This window comes from Paenibacillus thiaminolyticus (assembly GCF_003591545.1).
Taxonomy (GTDB): Bacteria; Bacillota; Bacilli; order Paenibacillales; family Paenibacillaceae; genus Paenibacillus_B; species Paenibacillus_B thiaminolyticus_A.
Window position 1 is genome coordinate 191910 of the sequence record NZ_QYZD01000005.1, and the last position, 21293, is coordinate 213202.

Here is a 21293-nt window from a genome sequence, read left to right on the forward strand (position 1 = left end):
CCCATTCATTTTACTGAACAATGCGAGATTTTGTCAATTCGTTAAAACCTTGTATTTATAAGGATGAAAACGTTGTATTTTGTCTCTCGATGTCGTAAAAATCCGCGTAAACCGTACAGTATCACTGTATGCTGGTACGTTAGGGTATAGAAGATGCTCCGAATTCAAATTGTGAACTTTGTGTGAAAATACTCCGGACGCTCCGTTTGTCGCCCGAAACTGTGAAGAATCGCACTGACAATACGCCGGGATGCCTTCCCGTCCCCGTATGGATTCGCCGCTTGGCTCATCCGGGAATATAGCTCCTGATCGGTCAACAATTGTTTGGTTCGGCTATACACCTTCTCTTCGTCCGTGCCGACAAGCTCCAGCGTGCCCGCTTCAATGCCTTCCGGACGCTCGGTTGTGTCCCTAAGCACAAGTACGGGTACGCCAAAAGACGGCGCCTCTTCTTGCATGCCGCCGGAATCCGTAAGGATAAGATGCGTGTGCGGATAGATGTTGTGAAAATCAGCGACATCGAGCGGCTCGATAAGCTTGATCCGCGGGTGATCGCCCAGCATCTCATGTGCCGGAACACGAACAGCCGGGCTTGGATGCACCGGATAGACGATTGCGATATCCTCGAATTCATCGGCGATGCGCCGCACGGCACGGAAAATATTGCGATGCGGCTCCCCTTGCGATTCCCGGCGGTGAGCCGTCATCAGCACGAGGCGCTTGCCCTGTGCCCATTCCAGCACCTCATGGGTGTAATCGGAACGTACTGTATATTGAAACACATCTGTTATTGTGTTGCCTGTGACATATATCGATGATTCTTTCTTGTTCTCCTGCTTCAGGTTGTTCGCAGACCATTCTGTCGGAGCAAAATGCAAGTCCGCCAACACCCCGGTCAGCTGCCGGTTCATCTCTTCCGGATAAGGCGACAGCTTGTTCCACGTGCGCAATCCCGCCTCGACGTGACCGACCGGAATCTGCTGCATGAATGCGGCATAGCTGGCCAGGAATGTCGTCAGCGTATCGCCGTGCACAAGCACGATGTCCGGCTTCGCCTCCTTCAGCACCGGCTCCAGCCCTTGCAGCACCCTGATCGTAATATCGTTCAGCGACTGCTGGGCCTGCATAATGTCCAGATCGTAGTCCGGCCGAATGTTGAACACGTCCAGCACTTGATCGAGCATTTGACGGTGCTGGGCCGTCACGCAGACGATCGATTCGATCTGGTCCGGATGCTTGTGCAATTCCAGAATAAGAGGCGCCATCTTGATCGCCTCCGGGCGGACACCGAACACCGTCATCACTTTCAGTTTCGACATCTCGTTCTCCTCCGCTATTTCCATATTATCGGCATGCTATACCATATTATCGGCACTTTATGCCACATTCATTAAGCGATATGCCTTATTTCGTACCGAAAAGCCGGTCGCCCGCATCGCCCAATCCCGGCACAATGTAGCCGTGGTCGTCCAGACGCTCGTCCAGCGCGGCCAAATAAATATCGACGTCAGGATGCGCATCCTGAACCGCCTTGACCCCTTCCGGCGCCGCAATGAGGGACATCAGCTTAATCTGTGTGCATTCGCGCTTCTTCAGCACATCAATGGCAGCAATCGCCGAGCCGCCGGTCGCCAACATCGGATCGATGACGATAAGCGCCCGCTCATGCACATCGGTCGGCAGCTTCGTGTAGTATTCAACAGGCTTCAACGTCTCTGGATCGCGGAATAGACCGACATGTCCGATCTTGGCCCCCGGAATCAGCTTCACTACCCCTTCCACCATGCCCAGGCCGGCCCGCAGAATCGGAATCAAGCCAAGCATGCGGCCGGAAATGACCTTGCATTCCGTCTCCGCCACCGGCGTCTCCACAGTGGATGTCTGCAGTGGAAGCTCGCGCGTAATCTCATACGCCATTAGTGTCGCGACCTCGTCGACCAACTCGCGGAAATCTTTCGTGTTCGTGCGCTTGTCACGAATCAGTGTCAATTTGTGTTGAATCAAAGGATGATCGCAAATGATCAATTTGCTCATATAACATGTCCCTCCGCTTTTTACTCATGTTGCTTTCTAGATAATGTCCAGCAATTCATATTCATCGTCAAACAGGCCTATTATAACACTCCCGCCTTGTATCTGCACGTTTTCAAGATCACTTTATGGCTCCCATTTCTCGCCTGGCCGATCGTATCACATCGGCTTTATCCCTATTAGTGACATCCCGACCTCTGGTTATACCTGGATTAAAAATAAAGTTTGTGTTCTTTTTTACATTTCCTCCGTCTATGGGACTATATATAAGCGGCTGGCAGCATCTCCTTACATAAAAAATCCAGCCCTCCCCTGAGCTGCCGCCCCGGGGAAAAGCCGGACTATATGTCGGATTAATATTTTAACGTCTGATACAGCGGGTATTGCGCCGTCAGCTCCTGCACCATCCGGCGCGCGGTCGCCATCGTCGCTTCGTCGGCCGGGTTTTTCAGCGTCATGGCAATCACCTTGCCGATCGTGCGCATCGCCTCGACATCCATGCCGCGTGAAGTCGCAGCCGGCGTGCCGATGCGGATGCCGCTTGTAATGAACGGACTCGTCGGATCGAACGGAATCGCGTTTTTATTCACGGTAATGCCGACCGAATCCAGCACCTTCTCCGCATCCTTGCCGGTAATGTTAACGTTGCGCGTGTCAATCAGCATCAGATGATTGTCGGTGCCGCCGGATACGATGTTCAGCCCTTCTTCGACCAGAGTCGCTGCCAGCACTTTCGCATTCTCGATGACCTCTGCCGCATACTGCTTGAAGGAAGGCTGCAGCGCTTCGCCCAGCGCGACTGCCTTGGAAGCAATCACATGCATGAGCGGACCGCCCTGCGTGCCCGGGAAGACGGCTTTGTCGATCGCCTGCGCCCAGGCCGAACGGCACAGAATCATTCCGCCGCGCGGACCGCGAAGCGTCTTGTGCGTCGTCGTCGTCACGAAGTGCGCATGCGGAACCGGGCTTGGATGCAGACCCGCGGCCACCAGTCCGGCGATATGCGCCATATCGACCATGAACAGCGCGCCTACGTCATTGGCGATGGAGCCGAGCGCTTCGAAGTCGATGATGCGAGGGTAGGCGCTGGCGCCGGCAACGATCATTTTCGGACGATGCTTGAACGCGGCTTTGCGTACCTTGTCATAATCGATGAGGAACGTGTCCTCCTCGACTCCATAGGCCACGAAGTTATACAATAAGCCCGAAGCATTGACCGGGCTGCCATGGGTCAAGTGGCCGCCATGCGCCAGATTCATGCCAAGGACCGTGTCTCCCGGCTTCAGGGCTGCCAGATAGACTGCCATGTTCGCTTGCGCGCCGGAATGCGGCTGCACATTCGCGTGCTCGGCCCCGAACAGCTCCTTCGCGCGGTTGCGCGCAATGTCCTCGACGATGTCGACATGCTCGCAGCCGCCATAGTAGCGCTTGCCTGGATAGCCTTCCGCATATTTATTCGTCAGGACGGTCCCCATCGCTTCCATGACCGCTTCGCTTACGATATTTTCCGAAGCGATAAGCTCGATGTTGTTCCGCTGACGCTGCAGCTCCAAATCCATCGCTTTCAGCACTTCCGGATCCGATTGTCGTAAATGTTCTACCATTGGCCAAGCCCTCCCATTTCATCGTTAATCATAATTAAAAATCAACTTTGCGAAAACAGGCCGCTGAACCGCGTCAGTCGCATGAAGTTCCGCTATCGTCCGGCAATCGGTAAACCGCCCGCTCGCCGCCAATCAGCTTCGGCCGCGTCGACGCCATCGTCACCCTGGCGCTGCCGATGGTGCGGAGCTCCGTTCGCAGCGGAACGGCCACGCGGCGCAAATGCATGCCGATCAGCGTCTCGCCGATGTCGATGCCGGCATGCGCCTCGATGGATTCGGCCAGGCATGCGTCCGGCAGCATGCGGTACGCCTGTGCCGCCATTGAACCGCCCGCATGCGGGACAGGCACCGCGGCGACCTCCTCCAGCCGGAATTGCTCCAGCGTGCGGCGCTCCACGACCAGCGCGCGGTTCAGGTGCTCGCAGCATTGAAAAGCGAGCTGCAGGCCAAACTCGGTCCGCAGCACATTCAGCCCGTTGAACAGCATCCGGGCAACGTCAAGCGTGCCGGCCGTGCCGATACGCTCGCCGGCCACCTCGCTTGTGCTGCAGCCGATGACGACCAGTTGGCCCGGAGCAAGCTTCGCTGCAGCCGCCAGTTCCCGTGCGGCCTGCTCGGCCTGCCGCTCATAAGAAGAATTCATGTCGCTTCCTCCTCGCTGATGCGCTACGGCGCCGGGTTGTACTTGCGCTCGGCTTCCCCCACCTTGCGGATGCGGCCTGCATGGCGCTCCCCTTGACTGAATTCCGTGCCGAGCCAGACGCGAACGATCTCTTCCGCCAGACCCGGGCCGATGACCCGTTCCCCCATGGCGAGCACGTTCGAATCATTATGCTCCCGCGTCGCCTTCGCGGAGAAAAGATCATGTACAAGCGCGCAGCGCACACCAGGCACCTTGTTCGCGGCGATGGACATGCCAATCCCGGTTCCGCAGATGAGAATTCCCCGATCGGCTTCGCCCGCAGCCACCTTCTCGGCGACAGGCACGGCATAATCCGGATAATCGACTGAATCGGTGCAATGGCAGCCGAGATCCTCCACTTCATGCCCCAGTTCCCGAATAACCGCGATAATACCGTCCTTCAGCTTCACACCTGCGTGATCCGCTCCAATTGCAATTTTCATATACGTCCCCTCCATCCCATCATTCCCTCGGCGAGGCCACAGGCCCCTCCAGGAAACAATATGCTGTCTGTCCATTATAACCAATTTTCGAACGGTTGGCCCGCATCTTCGGCATCATTTTGCCGAGAGCCTGATTCTCTTGCGCTGGCATCGGAACAAGGGGGTGCATCCCTTCCTTATTTGCTTTGAAGCGCGTGTTCAAAAAGGCCGGTTTTCAGCACCGAGAAGGTTGCAAGAACTTGAAGCGGATGCTTTCGAAGCGAGTTTTGCTCCGCAAAACTTGTAAGGAGCAGCGCAGTGTAGGCAAGACTACATGAGCAGCTACAATGTTTCCGCAGGAAACATACTTCGGAAGCATACGCTTTTCGAGAGTGAATGCAAGATTCGATGCCGAGTTACTTCCTGCTTCACTTCGTGATCAAAAGCGGACTCTCAAAAAAAGAAAAAAGAGCATAGCATGGCCGTAACCATACATTGCTCTTTCGCCCAGGCGACCGGCCGTATATCACTCGATGCTCCACCGTGGTTCTCCCACTTCCGTCGCCAGTTACACCGAGTGCCATTCATCTATTTTCGATAATAAGGGATGCGCCACGGAAATGCAATCACTTTGTGTCAGGCGGGGCCAACTTGTCCACCACGACGAGCAGCGCCTCCCGGATCTGCAGCGCGGTCATCCGATATTCCTCCAGCGAACCGCCGAACGGGTCCGCGACATCCGGATTCGGGCAGAGGCGCTCCAGTTCGGCCAGCTTCGTCCGCTCCTCCGGCGTCGGTTCCTGTCCCAGCGCCTGCTTCAGCTGCAGCTCGGCGGCCAGTTCCTGCAGCCGATCGCGTTCCCCGGAACCGCCTTCTTGCGGCTCCGCGTATTCCCTCAGTGTATATGTCTTGTCGGCCGCAGCGGGGAACCGCTGCAGCACATGGCTCTTATGGCCGACGGTCAGCGTCAAGATAAGATCAGCCCAAGCCACCTCGGCTTCCTTCAGCGCCGTCGAAGCGAACGTCTCGTACCCCTCAACATGATGCTCCTTCAGCACGGCAGCGGCATGATTCGACATCGGCGTCCCATCCCATGCCGATACGCCCGCCGACTTGACCTCCAGCTCTAGCCCCCGTTCGGCGGCTAACTGGCGGAGCATCGCTTCCGCCATCGGGCTGCGGCAGGTGTTGCCTGTACATACGAATAATATCCGGTTCATAGGCCGTCACTCCTTTGGATGGTATGTGATTCTATTTTCGGTAAGGCGGCACGGCTGCGAGCGTCCCGGCTACCTGCTTATCGATAACTCCGTCCGCTGCATCAACGGCGGATGTTGTCACGTTCGTCATCATGACCACTCCCCCAAGGAGAGGGTCCCGTCATCCATATCGTACCCGAATGTCTCTTCGAATCACAATTCAACCGTTACGGCAGCAAAAAGAGAATGCCGAAGGTGAGCAAAATCGCTCCTCCGACCGCTTCCCCGTACTCTCCGATAGTGGCTCCGACCCGCTGGCCGAGCACCAATCCAATCACAGACATCGCTCCCCCGGCCAGACCGAAGGCAACGATGGTCACCATGAGGTTCGTATGGAACATGCCAAGCGACACGCCGACGGAGAACGAATCGACGCTTACGCTCAAAGCGAACAGCAGCGTTCCCCAGATTGACATCTCATAGAGAGTGCCTGGGGAGCCGCTCTGGAAAGAGCTTAAGATCATATGTCCGCCCAGCATAATGAGCAGCCCGCCGGCGGCCATCACCGCCACATGTCCAAGAATGGAGCTGACATAATGGCCCGTCAAGACGCCAAGCAGCGGCATCGCGACATGGAACAGCGCGATAATTCCGCTGATGCGGAGCATCTCCATCGAGCGCACTCCTCTCATGCCGAGGCCTAGACAAAGCGAAAAGGCGTCGAAACCGAGTGCCACGGCCATGACGATTATTGTGATCCACTGACCTGCCGGTACTGCCGTCTCCCACATCGCGTTCTCCCCTTGTCCCATCGTCTGAGATCAGCGTATGCGGACAAGGAGGCAATGATGACAAGTCCTTCAAGGCGGGAAACGGGGAAGCCAGCGGGTATCCCGCTCGTTCAGCAGCGGATAACGCGGTGGCCGGCGGCCTTCAGCAGCCGGTTCATGACCGCCAATCCGATCCCTTCGGTGGAACAGGCTTCCGCCATAATGAAGCCAACCCCCTCCTCGTCGAAGCGGCGCAGCCCTTCATACAGCCGGTGCGCAGCCTCCTCCGGCGCGGACACGCTGCCCAGCGGGACGACGACATCTGCGCGGTAGGCCGCGGCATGCTCGGTGAAGGCGAGCACGCCGGTGCGCTCCCCGCGCTCGCGTGCGGCGTCGAGCTCCGCCTGGATGCGGCGGGCCGCGGCTTCCGGCGAGGCGCTCTGCACGATCGTGAGCGTGCCTTGCGGCGCATAGTGGGCATATTTCATGCCCGGGGAGCGCGGCGCCGCGGACGTCTCGCCGGCTTCCTGCGCCGCGGGCGCCGCCAATGCGCCGTCCGGATCGACAGCTGGGTCGATCGTGACATCGGCGGCAATCTCGCGCAGCATGGCGATCGTCACGCCGCCGGGGCGCAGCACATGAATGCGTTCGCCGTGCAGCTCCACGACGGTCGATTCGACGCCGACGCCGGTCGGTCCGCCGTCGACGATGCCCCCGATGCGGCCGTCCAGATCTTCGGCGACATGCTCGGCCCGCGTCGGGCTCGGGCGTCCGGAACGGTTGGCGCTTGGCGCAGCGACTGGGCAAGCGGCGGCGCGGATCAAGGCCAGCGCGGTACTATGCGCCGGCATGCGGACGCCGACCGTAGCGAGGCCGGCCGTCACCCGCGGCGAGACGGCCCCGGGGCGCGCCGGCAGCACGATCGTAAGCGGGCCGGGCCAGAAGCGGTCCATCAGGCGCCGCGCCGTAGCGCCGAACGGCTCGACCAGCTCATCCAGCATCGCCCTATCGGCGATATGCACGATGAGCGGATTGTCGGACGGGCGCCCCTTGGCCGCGAAGATGCGTTCGACGGCCTGCGTATCGCGTGCGTCGGCGCCGAGGCCGTAGACCGTCTCGGTCGGAAAGGCGACTGTACCGCCCGCAGCTAGCAGGGCCGCCGCCTCCATAATAGCCGGCTGTCCCTCCAGCGGCCGCTCCGCGTCGACCGTCCACCGCTTCGTCGCTTCTTCCCCAAGGCCGGCAGCACCCTCCGCCGCCTGGTCCTGGTCGACAAGCTTCGGTTCATTGAATCGATTCATGACGTTCATTCCTTATTGTCTCAGATGGGGATCAACGCAAGAAAGATGCCAAAAGAGCTTCGGCATCTCCCAGTCCATCCCGTCGAATTGATGTCTTCTTCTAGTTGTACCATAATTGCCGAGAGCTCGTCCAGCATGCGGACCCGCCCAGCCCGCCCGCGACGGTCGGCAACCTTATCAAACCGATATCGAATCAACAGCATACAGAGGAACCTATAATTTAACCGATAAGAGCATTCCACACCTCTGCCAGCCATTGTAGCAAGCTTACCAGCATATCCCACAAAAAGAAGCGCACTTCCGTTCCGCCATCCGTACTTGGCTCCGCTCCCGAAGCGGCGGAGCCGCCGTCCATTCCGGCTGTCCCGCTTGCCTCGCCCGCTGTAGCTCCATCCTGCCCAGTTGCTGCTGATGAGACGTTCTCACTTCCGGCACCGGAGTCCTCCGCCTTCGCCTGGCCCGTATCGCCATCAATGAAGCAGAGCGGCGGGAACAGTACGCACCACCAGTTCTGGCCTTCCCCCGCGCCCAGCGTAACGAGCAGCGCTTCGTACATGCCCGCCGGATAAACCTGGCCGCCGTACAGCTTCGCCGGGAACGGCACCTCGCCCAGCGTCAGCCTCGCCGAATACGGCATGCCTTCATCCGCCAGCGTTCGGGCGACCGTGTTCTCCAGCTCCTCGAGATGGGCGGCGATGAATTCCCGGGCCTCCTCCCGCGTCTGCGGAGCGGTGTGCTGCCCCAGCCAGCCGTTCAATTGCTCGACGATGCGATCCCGCACCAGCCGCTTCACCCGCTGATCGTCGTCCGTGTCCGAATTCGCCAGCACGCGCAGCCGAATCGCATCCTCGGGTATCGCCGCTGCCGTCGTCTGTCCGGCTTCCGCCGTTGTTATCCTTGCCAAGCCTGCTTCTTCCACAGCCGCTGCCGCGCGGCCTTGATCCCAACGCATCCATGTCCCTGCGGCGACGATGGCCAGCAGGAGACCGAGTACGAACATCCGTGATTTCATGTTCTTCTACTCCTTGTGAGGTTGGGCGCGCCTCTTGTCTATCAGTATGTCCGGCAGCGGCTGGATTAAACGTCCGCGGTTCACAATTCATAGAATAAAAAATAGAGTCCCACGCCCCGGCCCGCCTGGGAGACAGGCTGCGAAGGAGAGGAACTCTATCAAAAATGAACATAATATTATCTAGCGATTTACATGCTTATAGGCACTCGTTGAAAGATTCGATCGATAGTTGCTCTGGACCCCTGTGCTCAGCGACCTGATTCTGCCGTGCCTTCTTCCGCTCCACGGCGGCCAGCCGCCTCCCCATCATCCGGGCGCGAAGGGCGCACGCCGATGACATGGCGCTCGATGCCGGCCAGATCCGGCACGATGACGAGACGCTCCCCGTATCCTGCCGCCTCCAGCAGCGCAGCGACGTCGCGGGCTTGGCCCTGGCCGACCTCGAAGCCGATGAGGCGCGGCGGGCAGGCGAGCAGCGGCAGCATGGCGGCGATGCGGCGGTACGGGTCGAGCCCGTCCGCTCCGCCGTCCAGCGCCGTGCGCGGCTCATAATCGCGCACCTCGCGCATGAGTCCGCAGATCTCGGCGGCCGGGATATACGGCGGGTTGGACACGAGCACGTCCAAGCCGCTGCCGGCGAGCGGCGCCAGCAGGTCGCCCTCGCGCCAGCTCAGGCGCGCCGCTAAGCCGAGCTGCTCGGCGTTGGATTGCGCCATGCGGAGCGCCGCGGGCGATATATCGGTCGCCGTCACCCGCCAGGACGGCCGTAGATGCGCCAGCGTGCAGGCGATGGCGCCGCTGCCGGTGCCGATATCGGCCGCCCGCAGCGCGGTCCCGGCCGGCCAGAGGCGATCCGCTTCGGCCACGATCGCCTCGACCAGCAGCTCCGTCTCCGGGCGCGGAATCAGCACATCCGGAGACACCGCGAACGGCAGGCCGTAGAAATGCTGCTCCCCAATAATATATTGGGTCGGTTCGCCCCCGGCCCGCCGTTCAATCGCGGCCTCGTACGGACGGCAGGCCGCTTCGGTCATCGGATCGGGCAGCCGCACGAGATAGGCCGCCCGCTCCCAGCCGAGCACATTGCGCAGCAGCAGCTCCGCATGATGCGGCGCATCCTCCACCCCGCCAGCCGCCAAAAAAGAAGAAGCCTGCACCCAGGCTTCTCTTATCGTTAACGGCCAGGCTAGGCGGAAGGAGCCTTGCGCTCCCTGCGCCGATCCGCCGGGCCGGCTCATGCGTGATTCTCCCGCTCCATCAGCTCGGCCTGTTCGGTCAGCGTCAGCGCCTGAATAATCTCTTCCATATCCCCGTTCATCACCTGATCCAGCTTGTGCATCGTCAGGCCGATGCGGTGATCCGTCACGCGGCTCTGCGGGAAGTTGTACGTGCGAATGCGCTCGCTGCGATCGCCGGTACCAACCTTGCTTTTCCGTTCGCCCGCGTATTTGGCTTCCTCTTCCTGCCGCTTGATATCAAAGATCCGGGCCCGCAGTACTTGAAGGGCCTTCCCTTTGTTGTCGTTCTGCGACTTGCCGTCCTGACAGGTCGCCACGATGCCTGTCGGAATGTGGGTTACCCGCACGGCCGACTTCGTCGTGTTGACGGATTGCCCGCCGGCGCCGGACGAACAGAACGTATCGACGCGGATGTCCTTGTCGAGAATCTCCACTTCGACTTCATCGATCTCCGGCATGACAGCGACGGTCGAGGTCGAAGTGTGAATGCGGCCGCCTGATTCCGTCGCCGGAATGCGCTGCACGCGATGCGCGCCGCTCTCGTATTTCAGCTTGCTGTATGCGCCCTTGCCGGAGACGAGGAAGATAACTTCCTTGAATCCGCCCAGATCGCTGATATTCGCTTCCATTAGCTCCGTACGCCAGCCCTGGGCATCGGCGTAGCGCGTATACATGCGGTAAAGATCGGCCGCGAACAGCGCCGCTTCGTCGCCGCCGGCCGCGCCGCGAATCTCGACGATGACGTTCTTGTCATCGTTCGGGTCCTTCGGGAGCAGCAGCACGCGGATGCGCTCCTCCAGCATGACCTTGCGCTCCTCCAGCTCCTCGATTTCCATCTTCACCATTTCGCGCATGTCATCGTCCAGCTTTTCCTGCAGCATGGCTTTCGCCGCATCCAGCTCGCTTATCACGTTTTTGTACTCCATATAGGCTTCGTACGCAGGCTGCAAATCGGACTGTTCCTTCGAATAGTCGCGCAGCTTCTTCGGATCGTTCGCCACATCCGGATCGCACAGCAGCTCGCTCAATTTGTCATAGCGATCCGCCAAAGATTGCAGACGGTCCAACATATCACGTTCACCTCTTTCTGATATGCAACTTGCTTTTTATTTTCAAATATCCGATTCCCCGAATGACCCGAGGCTATCAACAGCAATATGCCGCCGCCAGGCAATCGGCGCATGCTCTTATCTATACATTGAACCGGAAGTGCATGACGTCTCCGTCCTGCACGACGTATTCCTTGCCTTCCAGCCGCAGCTTGCCTTGCTCCTTCACGACGTTCATCGATCCGGCCGCGACCAGATCGTCATAAGACACCACTTCCGCCCGGATGAAGCCACGCTCGAAGTCGGTATGGATGACGCCCGCCGCCTGCGGCGCCTTCATGCCCTTGCGGATCGTCCACGCGCGCACTTCCTGTACGCCCGCCGTGAAGTACGTATACAGCCCAAGCAGACGGTATGCCGCCTTGATGAGCCGGTTCAGACCGGACTCTTCCAGCCCGAGCTCCTGCAGGAACATCTCCTTGTCCTCGCCGTCCAGCTCCGCGATCTCCGCCTCGACCTTGGCGCTGATCGGAACGACCTCCGCATTCTCCTGCGCCGCGAAGTCGCGCACTTGCTGCACATACGGATTAGCGTCCGCTTCCGCTACGCCGTCCTCGCTTACGTTCGCCGCATAGAGCACCGGCTTCATCGTCAGCAGATGCAGATCGCGCACGAGCAGCTTCTCGTCATCGGTTAGTTCCAGGCTCCGTGCCGGCTGATCATTGTACAGCACTTCCTTGAGGCGCTCCAGCACTTCGGCCTCCTGGGCGAATTTCTTGTCGCCGCTTTTCATGTTTTTCTTCGTCCGATCGAGACGCTTCTCGACCGACTCAAGATCCGCTAGAATCAATTCCAGATTGATGGTCTGGATATCGCTAACTGGATTCACTTTGCCGTTCACGTGCGTAATATTTTCATCCTCGAAGCAGCGGACGACGTGAACGATCGCATCCACCTCGCGGATATGAGCCAGGAACTTGTTCCCGAGCCCTTCGCCCTTGCTCGCGCCGCGAACAAGGCCGGCAATATCGACGAACTCGAATGCCGTCGGCACCGTCTTGTTCGGCACGACGAGCTCAGTCAATTTGTCCAGACGCTCATCGGGGACCTCAACCACGCCGACATTCGGATCGATCGTACAGAACGGGTAGTTGGCGGATTCCGCCCCCGCTTGCGTAATCGCATTGAACAACGTCGATTTGCCGACATTCGGCAGTCCGACGATACCAGCTTTCAAAGCCATTTATAATGACAACTCCTTCATTCGATGTGCTCTATCCATAAGTCCATTGTGCCGGCAGGATTCAAGGCCTGCCCTATCATCGACCATTACTGTATAAAAGACGCAAAAATTCCTTAACCATTATAACCAACAACACAAAAAAAACCTAGTCATCGACTGGATTTTTTCCGAATTGTCTACATATTCCGGGTTCGGCTCCCTGTGCACGGCGAGTGGATAAGTCATCCGCCATCGGCAAAAAGTAAGAATCGGGCCTTGATAACCGCCCGCATCAATTAGCTCAGGAAGAAAAGAGGTGCAAGAAACGATGGAAAATAAAACGCATCGCGGCAACTACAAAGGCACGACGAAAATGAAAGCCCAAAACCAGGACATGGCCTTCGTGAACGATAACGTCGAAGATGCCAAGTCGGTCAATCCGCTTCCAGATAGGCGGGCAAGGGACAAATAAGAGGGTTCTCCGGTTGCGGCCAACCGGCCACTGACCAATCGAGCCGAGGGAAGGCGGGCCGCCTCAGGCGGCCTTCCTGCAGCCGCAGCCGAAGAGGTCTAAGTCAGATAGAGGTCTAGGCCAGATAACGGTACAGACTTCGTATAAGACCGCTTGCTCCATAGCGCCCGGCATTCGGCATCTCCACCTGGTACTGCAGGCATAGCTTGAGCACTTTCGCGACGACGGGCGGCTCATTTTCCGGTTCGATCTCGGCCTCCGCGCCTCGCCCTCCCGCGAACAAGGAGGACAGCATCCCCTCCGCGACCAGCATCGGCCCGTTCCAATTCCACTGCAGCCACTCTTCATCCCATTGCACTGTCGAGGCCCCGATTTCCCAGACGACTTGTCGGGAGCGCTGGCGGTGCGCCTGAATGGTCCGTTCCAATGCCTTCATCCAAAATTCGGCCCGCTCCTCGCGCGATGCGGCTCGGGCAAGAGCCAGGCATGCAGCCTGGGCGCATACGGAAGAGATGGCGCCGTCTGCCCACGGGAATTGAATCCGGTCGAGCCGCGGCAAGGCGCAGCCTTGAATCAGCTGCTCCCACTCGTTCCGTCCCAGTCCCCCCTGCCCGGTCAACGCCATGCAGATGGAACGGACAGCTTCCTCGCTCACATCGTCGCGGTGTTGACCGAACGCAAGCGAAGGATTGAACGGCTTATGAAGCCGGCGGCGGCAATCGGCAAGGGCTATGAGGCCGTTCAGCCTAACGCGATGCGATTCCCCATGCAGAGAAGCGTCAAGCAGCAGATCCTCCGCTTCCGGCGCTGCGTCCTGCATCAAGTGAATGACATAGATGGCCTGAATCGCCGTCTGCTCGTCTTCATGCAGGAGGGTGGTCCACTCTGTGAACCGATCCCGCAGGGCAGCCAGCCACCGTCCGGCCAACTGTTCCGCTTCATCCTCCCCTGCCGCGTCCTGGATCCGGGCGTTCGGCGTGACGCCGAACGGAAGCCGGCAGGTCGCCGTCACACGCAGCACCTGGGCGATGCCGTTCAAAATCGTCGCCTTGGCCACTGATTTGTTCTGCACGGTCAAAATATCGATCAGCGAATGGATCAACCCACAGACGGCGATATCCATCTCATTGCCGTCACTGCATAATTGTTCGAATAGCGAATGGGCCGCATCTGCCGATTGCTCCCGCGAACCGTTCTCCATCACGTTGAGCAACTCGGGCAAATAATCTCCAGAGCCGAACGCATGCAGCCATCCCGCATCATAAGCCGTCCCCATTACTCTCTCCTCCGTATGCCGCCCTTTCCATCGGGGCCGTGGTTTTAATTGCCATTATATCACTTCAGGCCCGGGAAGTTACTGAAAAATATCGGAAAATGTCGAAAAGAAAATGCCCGTCGGCCATAGCCCCCCTATTGCCCCCATCAAAAATGGATAGAATTGCTGTTTCAATCGCCTGGGAAGCGGTGAAATCTATACTAGCATGACATTCTCCCCCTTTTCGAATAGACGGCACGGGAACGCCCCCTGCAGCCTTGCGCCGCAGGGGGCGTATCCATTGCGGGACGCATTCGGCATGTCCGGCATCCGAAGCAGGAGCTCGCTTTTCCGTCGCAGGCAAGACCGGATTATCCCCCACGCTTACATGAAAGACTCGCTTATCGTTCCGGAGCATATTGGAAGATGCAAATATGCAGGATTTTCGCCGAAGCCGCCTAACGTGGCAGGGAAGCCTGCAAAACTACATCAATTTAATGCAATTGTGGCTCTAAACCCGCCGTTACAGGCGAAAGGCTGCGCTTTTGCAGGAATTGTTCAGAAGTCACCCTCCCACGCCATAAAAAACTGTAAAATTGCAGCTTTGCCCCCATGAATATGTTATCCAGAAAGCAGGAACCCAGGAATAAGCCTAAAATAGGGCTAGAATCTGATATGAACATAGAACAGAACAGTCCGGCCAGAATCACTCCGGCCGGACTGTCTTCATCCGCCTGCTGACTGGCGGCGGATGCTCAATACGATTTTACTCCGTTACGACAATTTGATAGGCATAGCTCATCGGCGGCAAAGACAAGGTCATAAATTGCGCATGGAAGCCGATAACTTTTTGGCCGGCCTTCAGCTCGCTCACCTTCAGCTCCTGGCCGTCCTTGGTCACGATCGTCGTATCCTTATTGATGGACAGCACCATATCGGTATTCCCGTCGGAATCCACATCCAGCCGAATGGACGCTTGATCGTCCTTGCCATTCACATCCAGAATCGTGCCTGTCTGGCGAACCGTCTCTTCCTTGACCACGATGCTGGTTGCATTGCTGATCGGAGGCAGGCTCCTCGTCATGACCGCACTGTAGTGGGCTTCCACGCGGACATTGTTCTTGAGCGCATCAGCTGTCAGCTTGTTGCCCTTTTCATCCTTGATGACCGTCTTGTCGGTAATGTTCAGAATAACCGGGTTCTCGCCCAGCAGCTCGATGCGATCCTTGCTTGCGTTCACGATGATGCCATCCGTCTTCAGTTCGTTCTTTTGCTCGTCATTGTCATTGCTTGGGCGCTCCACGACGATTTTTTCCGCCGTGCCTTGCGCCGGAATGCTGCGAGTCAGCTTCGGACCGTACCAAGCGGTTACCGTCCAGCCTTGTTGCACAGCTTGGTGCAAATGCGCCTTGTTGCCGTTCTGATCCACAATCGCCGTATCCTCCGTCAAGGCCAGCACCACCGTGTCTTGCGCGTTGGCCTGCACGCCCTCGCCGGTCACCGTGACGTAAGCACCGTTCTTGTTGATGCGAATTTCCTCCATTGTGCCTTTCGTGGCGAGCCAGTCCTGTTGGATTGGCCGATCAAGATCCTGATGCTTGTTGTCTTGTTCAGAACGGTCTGCCTGTTGGCTGACGACCTGACCACTCACTTTGTTGGTATTCTCTTGGGCCGCCGCAGTCAACGGCATTGCCGCCATCGCAAGCATGCTTACCGTCAATATCATTTTTGTCCATGTACGCTTTTTCATCTGAATTCCTCCCTGTCGCGTCCTGTTACTGCAATTTCCGCGCTTCACCCGCTGCATATCATGCGGGAGAATTACCGCGTTCATTGTTACAGACGGGCCCAGGTTGGCAGATGTTGCACTTTGCCGTCATTTTTTTTCGGATTAAAGGACAAGGAGCCACAAGCTGTCACAATATGCCGATGGAGGAGAGGAAAATGAGAATAATCAAGATTGGCGCGACATAGCGCATCATAGCTCCCCACACCCGTCCCATCAACGGACGGAGTCCGGCTTCCTCCTTGGCGCCGGTCCAGACGAAGCCGATCAGCAGCGTCACGAACAAGCCGCTTAATGGCAGCATAATATTGGAGGTGACGAAGTCGAGCCAATCGAACAGATTGCGTCCGCCCGGCTTCCAATCCGTCAATACACCGCCGGCCGCCAGCGTCGCCGGGAGGGCAAATATGTACACCGCGCCCATGACAAGCATCGTTGCCCAGCCGCGCTTCATCTGGAAGCGCCGGATAAGGAAGGCCACCGGAACTTCGAGCAGCGACAGACAAGAGGTAAGAGCCGCGATGGCAAGCAGAATGAAGAATAACCCCCCGAACCACTCACCATACGGCATCGAGGCGAAAGCGGCGGGCAGCGCCGCGAAAACAAGGCCTGGCCCCGAATTCGGCTCGATTCCGAACGTGAAGATCGTCGGGAAAATAATGAGTCCGGCAATCAGCGCATACACCAGATCCCCGGCCCCCACCGCCAGCGTCGCTGCGGGCAGCGACTGACGCGAATTCACGTATCCGCCATACGTAACCATCGCCCCTATCCCGAGAGAGAGGGAGAAGAAAGCAAGCCCCAGCGCCATCAGCGCGGATTGGAAAGTCAATTTTGAAAAATCGGGATACAAAAAGTACGATATGCCTTCAGCGGCACCCTCCAGCGTTAATGTCCACACCAGCATGACCAGCAAAATGATCAGCAGTCCGGGAATGACGATTTTATTGAATTTCTCAAGCCCTCCCGTAATGCCGCGGGCAATGATGTAGCCGGTCAGCAGAAGCACGGCCAACTGCCACAGAACCGGCCCCCAGCCGCCAGTGAAAGCTGTGAAATGACCTGCATAATCCGAATCGGCATACAGGACGCCCGTCAACGATTCAAAGGCATAATGAAGCGTCCACCCCGCAATGGTGCTGTAATACGTTAAAATGAGAAAGGGAGCAAGCACCGCAATAAATCCAATCGCGCCCCAGCCTCTCTTTCCGGACAGCTTGCGGAAGGCCGTGACCGGGTCCCCTCTGCCCGCCCGGCCCACTGTCAGCTCGCCCAGCAGCACCGGAAGCCCTACCAGCACAAGGCAGAGAATGAACAGGAGGAAAAAGGCGCCTCCCCCATTTTGACCGGTGACATACGGGAACTTCCACATATTGCCCAGCCCTACCGAGCTCCCGATGGCCGCCAGAATAAACCCGGAAGAGCTGCTGAATTGATCTTTGTTCTTGTCGATTCGACGATGAGTTGATTTTTGTTGTCTTGACATGCGTACCGATTGCACTCCTTGCTCTGCTCTATTTTTTCTAGGTTACCTGCAAACACCGGTTCACTGCAATAGTTATGCCAAAAAAAAACAAAAGGAATGTCCTATCGGACACTTATAAATGACAAAGATACAGGACGGGATTGCGGCAAATGTGGAGGCAAAGAAGGCGGCGGGGCCATGCGGCAGACAAGAGATGAGACCGTGAAATCTGGATAAACGCAGGAATTTCCCCTATTTGAGCCGTTATTTGATGAAATTCCTGAAAGAAAGCATCAATTTCTCCGATTATTGCTTTCTATCCATTGATATGGCTTAGATTCCAGGGTTATGTAGGAAATGGATATCACATCCGGGGATGATTGAAACATCGGGCTTGTCCGGGAAAACGCAGTATTCTTCATTCAACAGGCCGGGGCTGTCTCACGGCAGTCTATACTGCTTATGAGACAGCCCCGTTCGGTCCCGGCGCCGATCGCCTCAGGCGAAGGGATACCAGAATGTCCCGAATCCCTGAACGCGCGCTATAATCGCTACGATCAGCGCGAAGGCGCTAATCGTTATCATAGCGTAATCCTCCCGCTGCCACACCGTGGCCGAATACCAGGTGCGGCGCGCATGCTTGCCGAAGCCCCTCAGATCCATCGCATTCGAGATCGTCTCGATCCGATGGAGCGAAGACTGGACGAGCGGAATCGCGATCGAGATAAAGTGCTTCAGCCGCTGCGAGAATGAGCCTTCTCCCTTGCCAAAGCCGATGCCGCGCGCCTGCATCGCATTCGAGATGTTGCGGAATTCCGCCTGCATGTCCGGAATGTAGCGGAAAGCGATGCTGAACGCATAGGCGACCTTGTACGGTACGCCAACCCGGTTCAGACTGCTGGCCAGCCGGGTCGGATGCGTCGTATAGATGAAGAGCACCGTAATCGGCATAAGGGACATATATTTCATCGACAGTGTCAATACGTAGATGACCGTCTCCAACGTCAGCACGTTGTAGCCCAGATTGGCGATGACCGTCGTCGAACCGGTCACCACGCTCCCGTAAGCCGGTGTCACGGCGAGGGTGAACAGCGAGTTGAACACATTGAAGACGATCATGAGCCAGACGAGCAGGCGAATGCGCCGCCACGGCAGCTTCGCGCTGACGAGCATAATGATGCCCAGCAGGAAGAGCGGCACGAAGACGCGCAGATCCTGGAACAAAAAGACGGCGACCGTCCACACGGCCAGCAGGAGCAGCTTGGCCGCCCCGTCCATCCGGTGGAACAGGGTGTTGCGGTCGATGTAGAGCATCCCCGCCTTACTCATGATGATTCACCTTCTTCTCATGTGCAATGAAATCGCGTACAAGCATCTCCGGGACAGCGGCGCCCGTCAGCCGCGCCAGTACGCCCAGCGACGTCTCCTTCAGATTCGCACGCGCGATAGCGGATACATCCGTGAGCACCGATGCCGTCTCGCCGCAAGCGATGATGGCGCCGTCGCAGAGCACGGCGGCCCGCTCGGTATACTCCAGAGCGAGATGCATGTCATGGGTAATGAACAGGAACGACAACCCGCTGTCCGCCAGCCGCGAGATGAAGCTCATAAATTCCGTATAGTGCTTATAATCCTGTCCGGCCGTCGGCTCGTCCAGAATCATCAGCCGCGGCTCCAGCGCCAGAATCGAAGCGATCGTAACGCGCTTCTTCTGACCGTAGCTCAGAGCGGAAATCGGCCATTCCCGGTAGCCGTACAGACCGCAGATGCGGAGCGTCTCCTCGACCCGGGCAGAGACCTCCTCCTCGCCAAGCCCGCGCACGCGCAGGCCCAGCGCGACTTCATCCCAGATCATCGCCTGGGTAATCATATGATTCGGGTTCTGCATGACGTAGCCGATCTGCTGGCCGAGCCGGCGAATCGACCAGCTGCGGGTGTCTTCCCCCAACAATCGGATCGAGCCGGACGAAGGCTTCGCAATCCCGGTCAGCAGATGGGATAAGGTGGACTTGCCCGCGCCGTTATTGCCCAGCAGGGCCAGCCGCTCCCCTTGCCCAATCGTCAGACTGACTCCGCGAATGACCTCGCGCTCGCCATCGTAGGAAAAGCGGACATCATCCATCTCGACCAGCGGTTCGCGGGCAGGCAGCGGCTTCACCGCATCAGCCGCAGCGGCGAAGGCGGCCAGGCGGGAGCGGTTGTCCAGATCCGCACTGACCCGCTCAAGCGAGGATGGATGATCTTCCGGCGTCAGCTCGCAGCCGGCGTATTTGAGGGCGGTCACGTAGAGCGGTTCGCGCAGGCCATGCGTGCTCATGACGGAAGAAGCCAGAATCTCGTCAGGGGTTCCCGTCCGGACAATCCGTCCCTCTGCCATAATAACGATGCGATCGACGGGCTGCTCCAGCACGTCCTCGACGCGGTGCTCGATAATGAGAATCGTCTTGCCGGTCTGCTGGTGAATGTCCTCGATCAAAGCCATCGCATGCTTGCCGCTGGCCGGATCCAGATTCGCGAGCGGTTCGTCGAAGAGCAATACGTCGGCCTCCATCGACAGCACGCCCGCCAGCGACACGCGCTGCTTCTGTCCCCCGGACAGCTCATGCGGGCTATGTCCGATATGAGGCAGCATGTCGACGATCTCCAGGGCGCGGGCGACCTTCGGCTTCATCTCCGCCACCGGCATGCAATCATTCTCGAACGCGAAGGCGACATCCTCGCCGACCGACAGTCCGATGAACTGGCCGTCCTGATCCTGCAGAATCGTGCCGACGCTGCGGCTGATCTCGAAGATGCTCAGATCGGCCGGACGGCTTCCTTGCAGGCTGTATTCACCGCTGATCGTCCCGCCGTACGTAAATGGAATCAGCCCATTGATGCAATGGGCCAATGTGGACTTGCCGGAACCGCTCGGTCCGGCAATCAATATTTTCTCCCCCGGATAGATGTTCAGGGTGATATTTTTCAAGGTCGGTTCGGACAAGCTGCGATATTGAAAGCTGAAATCCCGAAACGAGATAAGCGGTTCCCTCATTATTTCGATAACTCCTGTCAGATGCTGCATGCCAATCCATGTTCCACCAGGATAAGGCCCCGTGGAGGACTTCCGATCCCGCCATGCGCGCCCTCCTATGCTGTGGAACTCCATTCATTTCTAGCAGCTTATTTAAGTACCCGCAAATTCGAATTGCGGCGGTTCAAACGGATAAGACCAAGCACGGCCGAGAGGCCCAGCACCAAGTGAACAGCAATGTTAGCCAAGGTCGAAGCAACGAACTGGAGCCACATTTTGTCCGGCGCCTCTCCCAGCAAATACACATCCAGGATACTGGACAGTCCGAAGCCGACAACCAGCGCCAGCGAACCGGTGATCGCGAGCGTCCAAATGGCGCCCTTCGTCGAACGGCCTTCGTTGACATCGAAAGATTTGTTTATGTAGACGAGCCCCATTCCGAATCCGGACACCGCCGATCCAAGCACCCATGTCCACCAGATCGTGCCGCCGCCCCAGGTCAAATCGGTAATGATATGACCGATGGCCCCGCTCAACAGACCGACGATCGGACCGAACATCGCCCCGAAAATGGTCAGAATCGCAATGGCCGGGCGCAGACCGGTCTGCGGTACCAGCGGAATCGTAATCGTGCTTAGCAGACCGTATAAAGCCGCTCCGATCCCGATGGCAACAACCGTCTTGGTGCTAAAGTTGAACATCGATTGCTTCATGCTTCAACCCTTCTTTCCTGGTTTAATATGTATCGACATTCGCCCGTTCGGCAGACTTA

The 21293-nt window shown here is 58.0% G+C and carries 19 protein-coding genes and 1 riboswitch; of the genes, 1 reads left to right on the top strand and 18 read right to left on the bottom strand.

Going from position 1 to position 21293, the window contains the following annotated elements; genetic code table 11:
* Positions 1–164 precede the first annotated feature (164 nt).
* The 12 genes from wecB to ychF all read right to left on the bottom strand — a co-directional run bounded on the left by wecB (position 165) and on the right by ychF (position 12551).
* Complete coding sequence (gene wecB / locus DQX05_RS08630) at positions 165–1319, bottom strand: non-hydrolyzing UDP-N-acetylglucosamine 2-epimerase (RefSeq protein ID WP_119792682.1); 1155 nt, start codon at positions 1317–1319, stop codon at positions 165–167.
* Between the two features lie 85 nt (positions 1320–1404).
* Positions 1405–2034, bottom strand: a complete 630-nt coding sequence (upp, locus tag DQX05_RS08635; protein ID WP_119792684.1) for a uracil phosphoribosyltransferase — start codon at positions 2032–2034, stop codon at positions 1405–1407.
* 350 nt (positions 2035–2384) lie between these two features.
* Entirely contained in the window at positions 2385–3635 is a 1251-nt protein-coding gene (locus DQX05_RS08640; RefSeq protein WP_119792686.1) for a serine hydroxymethyltransferase, read from the bottom strand.
* A gap of 73 nt (positions 3636–3708) precedes the next feature.
* Entirely contained in the window at positions 3709–4278 is a 570-nt protein-coding gene (locus tag DQX05_RS08645; RefSeq protein WP_119792688.1) for a TIGR01440 family protein, read from the bottom strand.
* A 23-nt stretch (positions 4279–4301) separates the two neighbouring features.
* A complete protein-coding gene (gene rpiB, locus DQX05_RS08650; protein ID WP_119792690.1) occupies positions 4302–4760 on the bottom strand; it encodes a ribose 5-phosphate isomerase B in 459 nt (152 codons plus the stop codon).
* A 477-nt stretch (positions 4761–5237) separates the two neighbouring features.
* Positions 5238–5321: riboswitch (ZMP/ZTP riboswitch) on the bottom strand.
* 44 nt (positions 5322–5365) lie between these two features.
* Entirely contained in the window at positions 5366–5959 is a 594-nt protein-coding gene (locus DQX05_RS08655) for a low molecular weight protein arginine phosphatase (RefSeq protein ID WP_119792692.1), read from the bottom strand.
* Between the two features lie 206 nt (positions 5960–6165).
* Positions 6166–6729, bottom strand: a complete 564-nt coding sequence (locus DQX05_RS08660; RefSeq protein ID WP_119792694.1) for a manganese efflux pump MntP — start codon at positions 6727–6729, stop codon at positions 6166–6168.
* A 110-nt stretch (positions 6730–6839) separates the two neighbouring features.
* Positions 6840–8018 (bottom strand): L-threonylcarbamoyladenylate synthase, encoded by a 1179-nt coding sequence (locus DQX05_RS08665; RefSeq protein ID WP_182914677.1) that lies wholly within the window; start codon positions 8016–8018, stop codon positions 6840–6842.
* 211 nt (positions 8019–8229) lie between these two features.
* Complete coding sequence (gene spoIIR, locus DQX05_RS08670) at positions 8230–9021, bottom strand: stage II sporulation protein R (protein ID WP_182914678.1); 792 nt, start codon at positions 9019–9021, stop codon at positions 8230–8232.
* Positions 9022–9269: 248 nt separating this feature from the next.
* On the bottom strand, positions 9270–10259 hold the full coding sequence (gene prmC / locus DQX05_RS08675) for a peptide chain release factor N(5)-glutamine methyltransferase (protein ID WP_119792696.1): 990 nt from the start codon (positions 10257–10259) through the stop codon (positions 9270–9272).
* Complete coding sequence (gene prfA / locus DQX05_RS08680) at positions 10256–11329, bottom strand: peptide chain release factor 1 (RefSeq protein WP_119792697.1); 1074 nt, start codon at positions 11327–11329, stop codon at positions 10256–10258. The genes prmC and prfA overlap by 4 nt, the downstream gene beginning before the upstream one ends.
* Before the next feature lie 121 nt (positions 11330–11450).
* On the bottom strand, positions 11451–12551 hold the full coding sequence (gene ychF / locus DQX05_RS08685; protein ID WP_119792699.1) for a redox-regulated ATPase YchF: 1101 nt from the start codon (positions 12549–12551) through the stop codon (positions 11451–11453).
* 307 nt (positions 12552–12858) lie between these two features.
* On the opposite strand from ychF, the gene DQX05_RS30630 reads away from it, so the two are divergent.
* Positions 12859–13002, top strand: coding sequence for a hypothetical protein (locus DQX05_RS30630; RefSeq protein WP_182914679.1), 144 nt, complete (start codon positions 12859–12861; stop codon positions 13000–13002).
* A gap of 115 nt (positions 13003–13117) precedes the next feature.
* Here DQX05_RS30630 and DQX05_RS08690 read toward each other — a convergent pair whose 3' ends face one another.
* The 6 genes from DQX05_RS08690 to DQX05_RS08720 form a co-directional block, all read right to left on the bottom strand.
* Positions 13118–14278, bottom strand: a complete 1161-nt coding sequence (locus tag DQX05_RS08690) for a hypothetical protein (RefSeq protein WP_119792701.1) — start codon at positions 14276–14278, stop codon at positions 13118–13120.
* A gap of 745 nt (positions 14279–15023) precedes the next feature.
* Complete coding sequence (locus DQX05_RS08700; protein ID WP_119792705.1) at positions 15024–16007, bottom strand: hypothetical protein; 984 nt, start codon at positions 16005–16007, stop codon at positions 15024–15026.
* 166 nt (positions 16008–16173) lie between these two features.
* A complete protein-coding gene (locus DQX05_RS08705; protein ID WP_119792707.1) occupies positions 16174–17529 on the bottom strand; it encodes a sodium-dependent transporter in 1356 nt (451 codons plus the stop codon).
* Between the two features lie 477 nt (positions 17530–18006).
* A complete protein-coding gene (locus DQX05_RS08710; protein ID WP_119792709.1) occupies positions 18007–18837 on the bottom strand; it encodes an energy-coupling factor transporter transmembrane component T family protein in 831 nt (276 codons plus the stop codon).
* The gene (locus DQX05_RS08715) at positions 18830–20542 is read right to left on the bottom strand and encodes an ABC transporter ATP-binding protein (RefSeq protein ID WP_119792710.1); all 1713 of its coding nucleotides are present in this window, start codon (positions 20540–20542) and stop codon (positions 18830–18832) included. The genes DQX05_RS08710 and DQX05_RS08715 overlap by 8 nt, the downstream gene beginning before the upstream one ends.
* Positions 20543–20670: 128 nt before the next feature.
* Positions 20671–21234, bottom strand: coding sequence for an ECF-type riboflavin transporter substrate-binding protein (locus DQX05_RS08720; protein WP_119792712.1), 564 nt, complete (start codon positions 21232–21234; stop codon positions 20671–20673).
* Positions 21235–21293 lie beyond the last annotated feature (59 nt).

Excerpts from the sequence above, each read along its gene's own strand:
- DQX05_RS08655 (WP_119792692.1), bottom strand. The coding sequence starts at position 5,959 with ATGAACCGGATATTATTCGTATGTACAGGCAACACCTGCCGCAGCCCG.
- DQX05_RS08690 (WP_119792701.1), bottom strand. The coding sequence starts at position 14,278 with ATGGGGACGGCTTATGATGCGGGATGGCTGCATGCGTTCGGCTCTGGA.
- DQX05_RS08640 (WP_119792686.1), bottom strand. The coding sequence starts at position 3,635 with ATGGTAGAACATTTACGACAATCGGATCCGGAAGTGCTGAAAGCGATG.
- DQX05_RS08705 (WP_119792707.1), bottom strand. The coding sequence starts at position 17,529 with ATGTCAAGACAACAAAAATCAACTCATCGTCGAATCGACAAGAACAAA.
- DQX05_RS30630 (WP_182914679.1), top strand. The coding sequence starts at position 12,859 with ATGGAAAATAAAACGCATCGCGGCAACTACAAAGGCACGACGAAAATG.
- DQX05_RS08720 (WP_119792712.1), bottom strand. The coding sequence starts at position 21,234 with ATGAAGCAATCGATGTTCAACTTTAGCACCAAGACGGTTGTTGCCATC.
- wecB (WP_119792682.1), bottom strand. The coding sequence starts at position 1,319 with ATGTCGAAACTGAAAGTGATGACGGTGTTCGGTGTCCGCCCGGAGGCG.
- DQX05_RS08700 (WP_119792705.1), bottom strand. The coding sequence starts at position 16,007 with ATGAAAAAGCGTACATGGACAAAAATGATATTGACGGTAAGCATGCTT.
- DQX05_RS08665 (WP_182914677.1), bottom strand. The coding sequence starts at position 8,018 with ATGAACGTCATGAATCGATTCAATGAACCGAAGCTTGTCGACCAGGAC.
- DQX05_RS08710 (WP_119792709.1), bottom strand. The coding sequence starts at position 18,837 with ATGAGTAAGGCGGGGATGCTCTACATCGACCGCAACACCCTGTTCCAC.
- DQX05_RS08660 (WP_119792694.1), bottom strand. The coding sequence starts at position 6,729 with ATGTGGGAGACGGCAGTACCGGCAGGTCAGTGGATCACAATAATCGTC.
- ychF (WP_119792699.1), bottom strand. The coding sequence starts at position 12,551 with ATGGCTTTGAAAGCTGGTATCGTCGGACTGCCGAATGTCGGCAAATCG.
- rpiB (WP_119792690.1), bottom strand. The coding sequence starts at position 4,760 with ATGAAAATTGCAATTGGAGCGGATCACGCAGGTGTGAAGCTGAAGGAC.
- DQX05_RS08645 (WP_119792688.1), bottom strand. The coding sequence starts at position 4,278 with ATGAATTCTTCTTATGAGCGGCAGGCCGAGCAGGCCGCACGGGAACTG.
- prmC (WP_119792696.1), bottom strand. The coding sequence starts at position 10,259 with ATGAGCCGGCCCGGCGGATCGGCGCAGGGAGCGCAAGGCTCCTTCCGC.
- prfA (WP_119792697.1), bottom strand. The coding sequence starts at position 11,329 with ATGTTGGACCGTCTGCAATCTTTGGCGGATCGCTATGACAAATTGAGC.
- spoIIR (WP_182914678.1), bottom strand. The coding sequence starts at position 9,021 with ATGAAATCACGGATGTTCGTACTCGGTCTCCTGCTGGCCATCGTCGCC.
- DQX05_RS08715 (WP_119792710.1), bottom strand. The coding sequence starts at position 20,542 with ATGAGGGAACCGCTTATCTCGTTTCGGGATTTCAGCTTTCAATATCGC.
- upp (WP_119792684.1), bottom strand. The coding sequence starts at position 2,034 with ATGAGCAAATTGATCATTTGCGATCATCCTTTGATTCAACACAAATTG.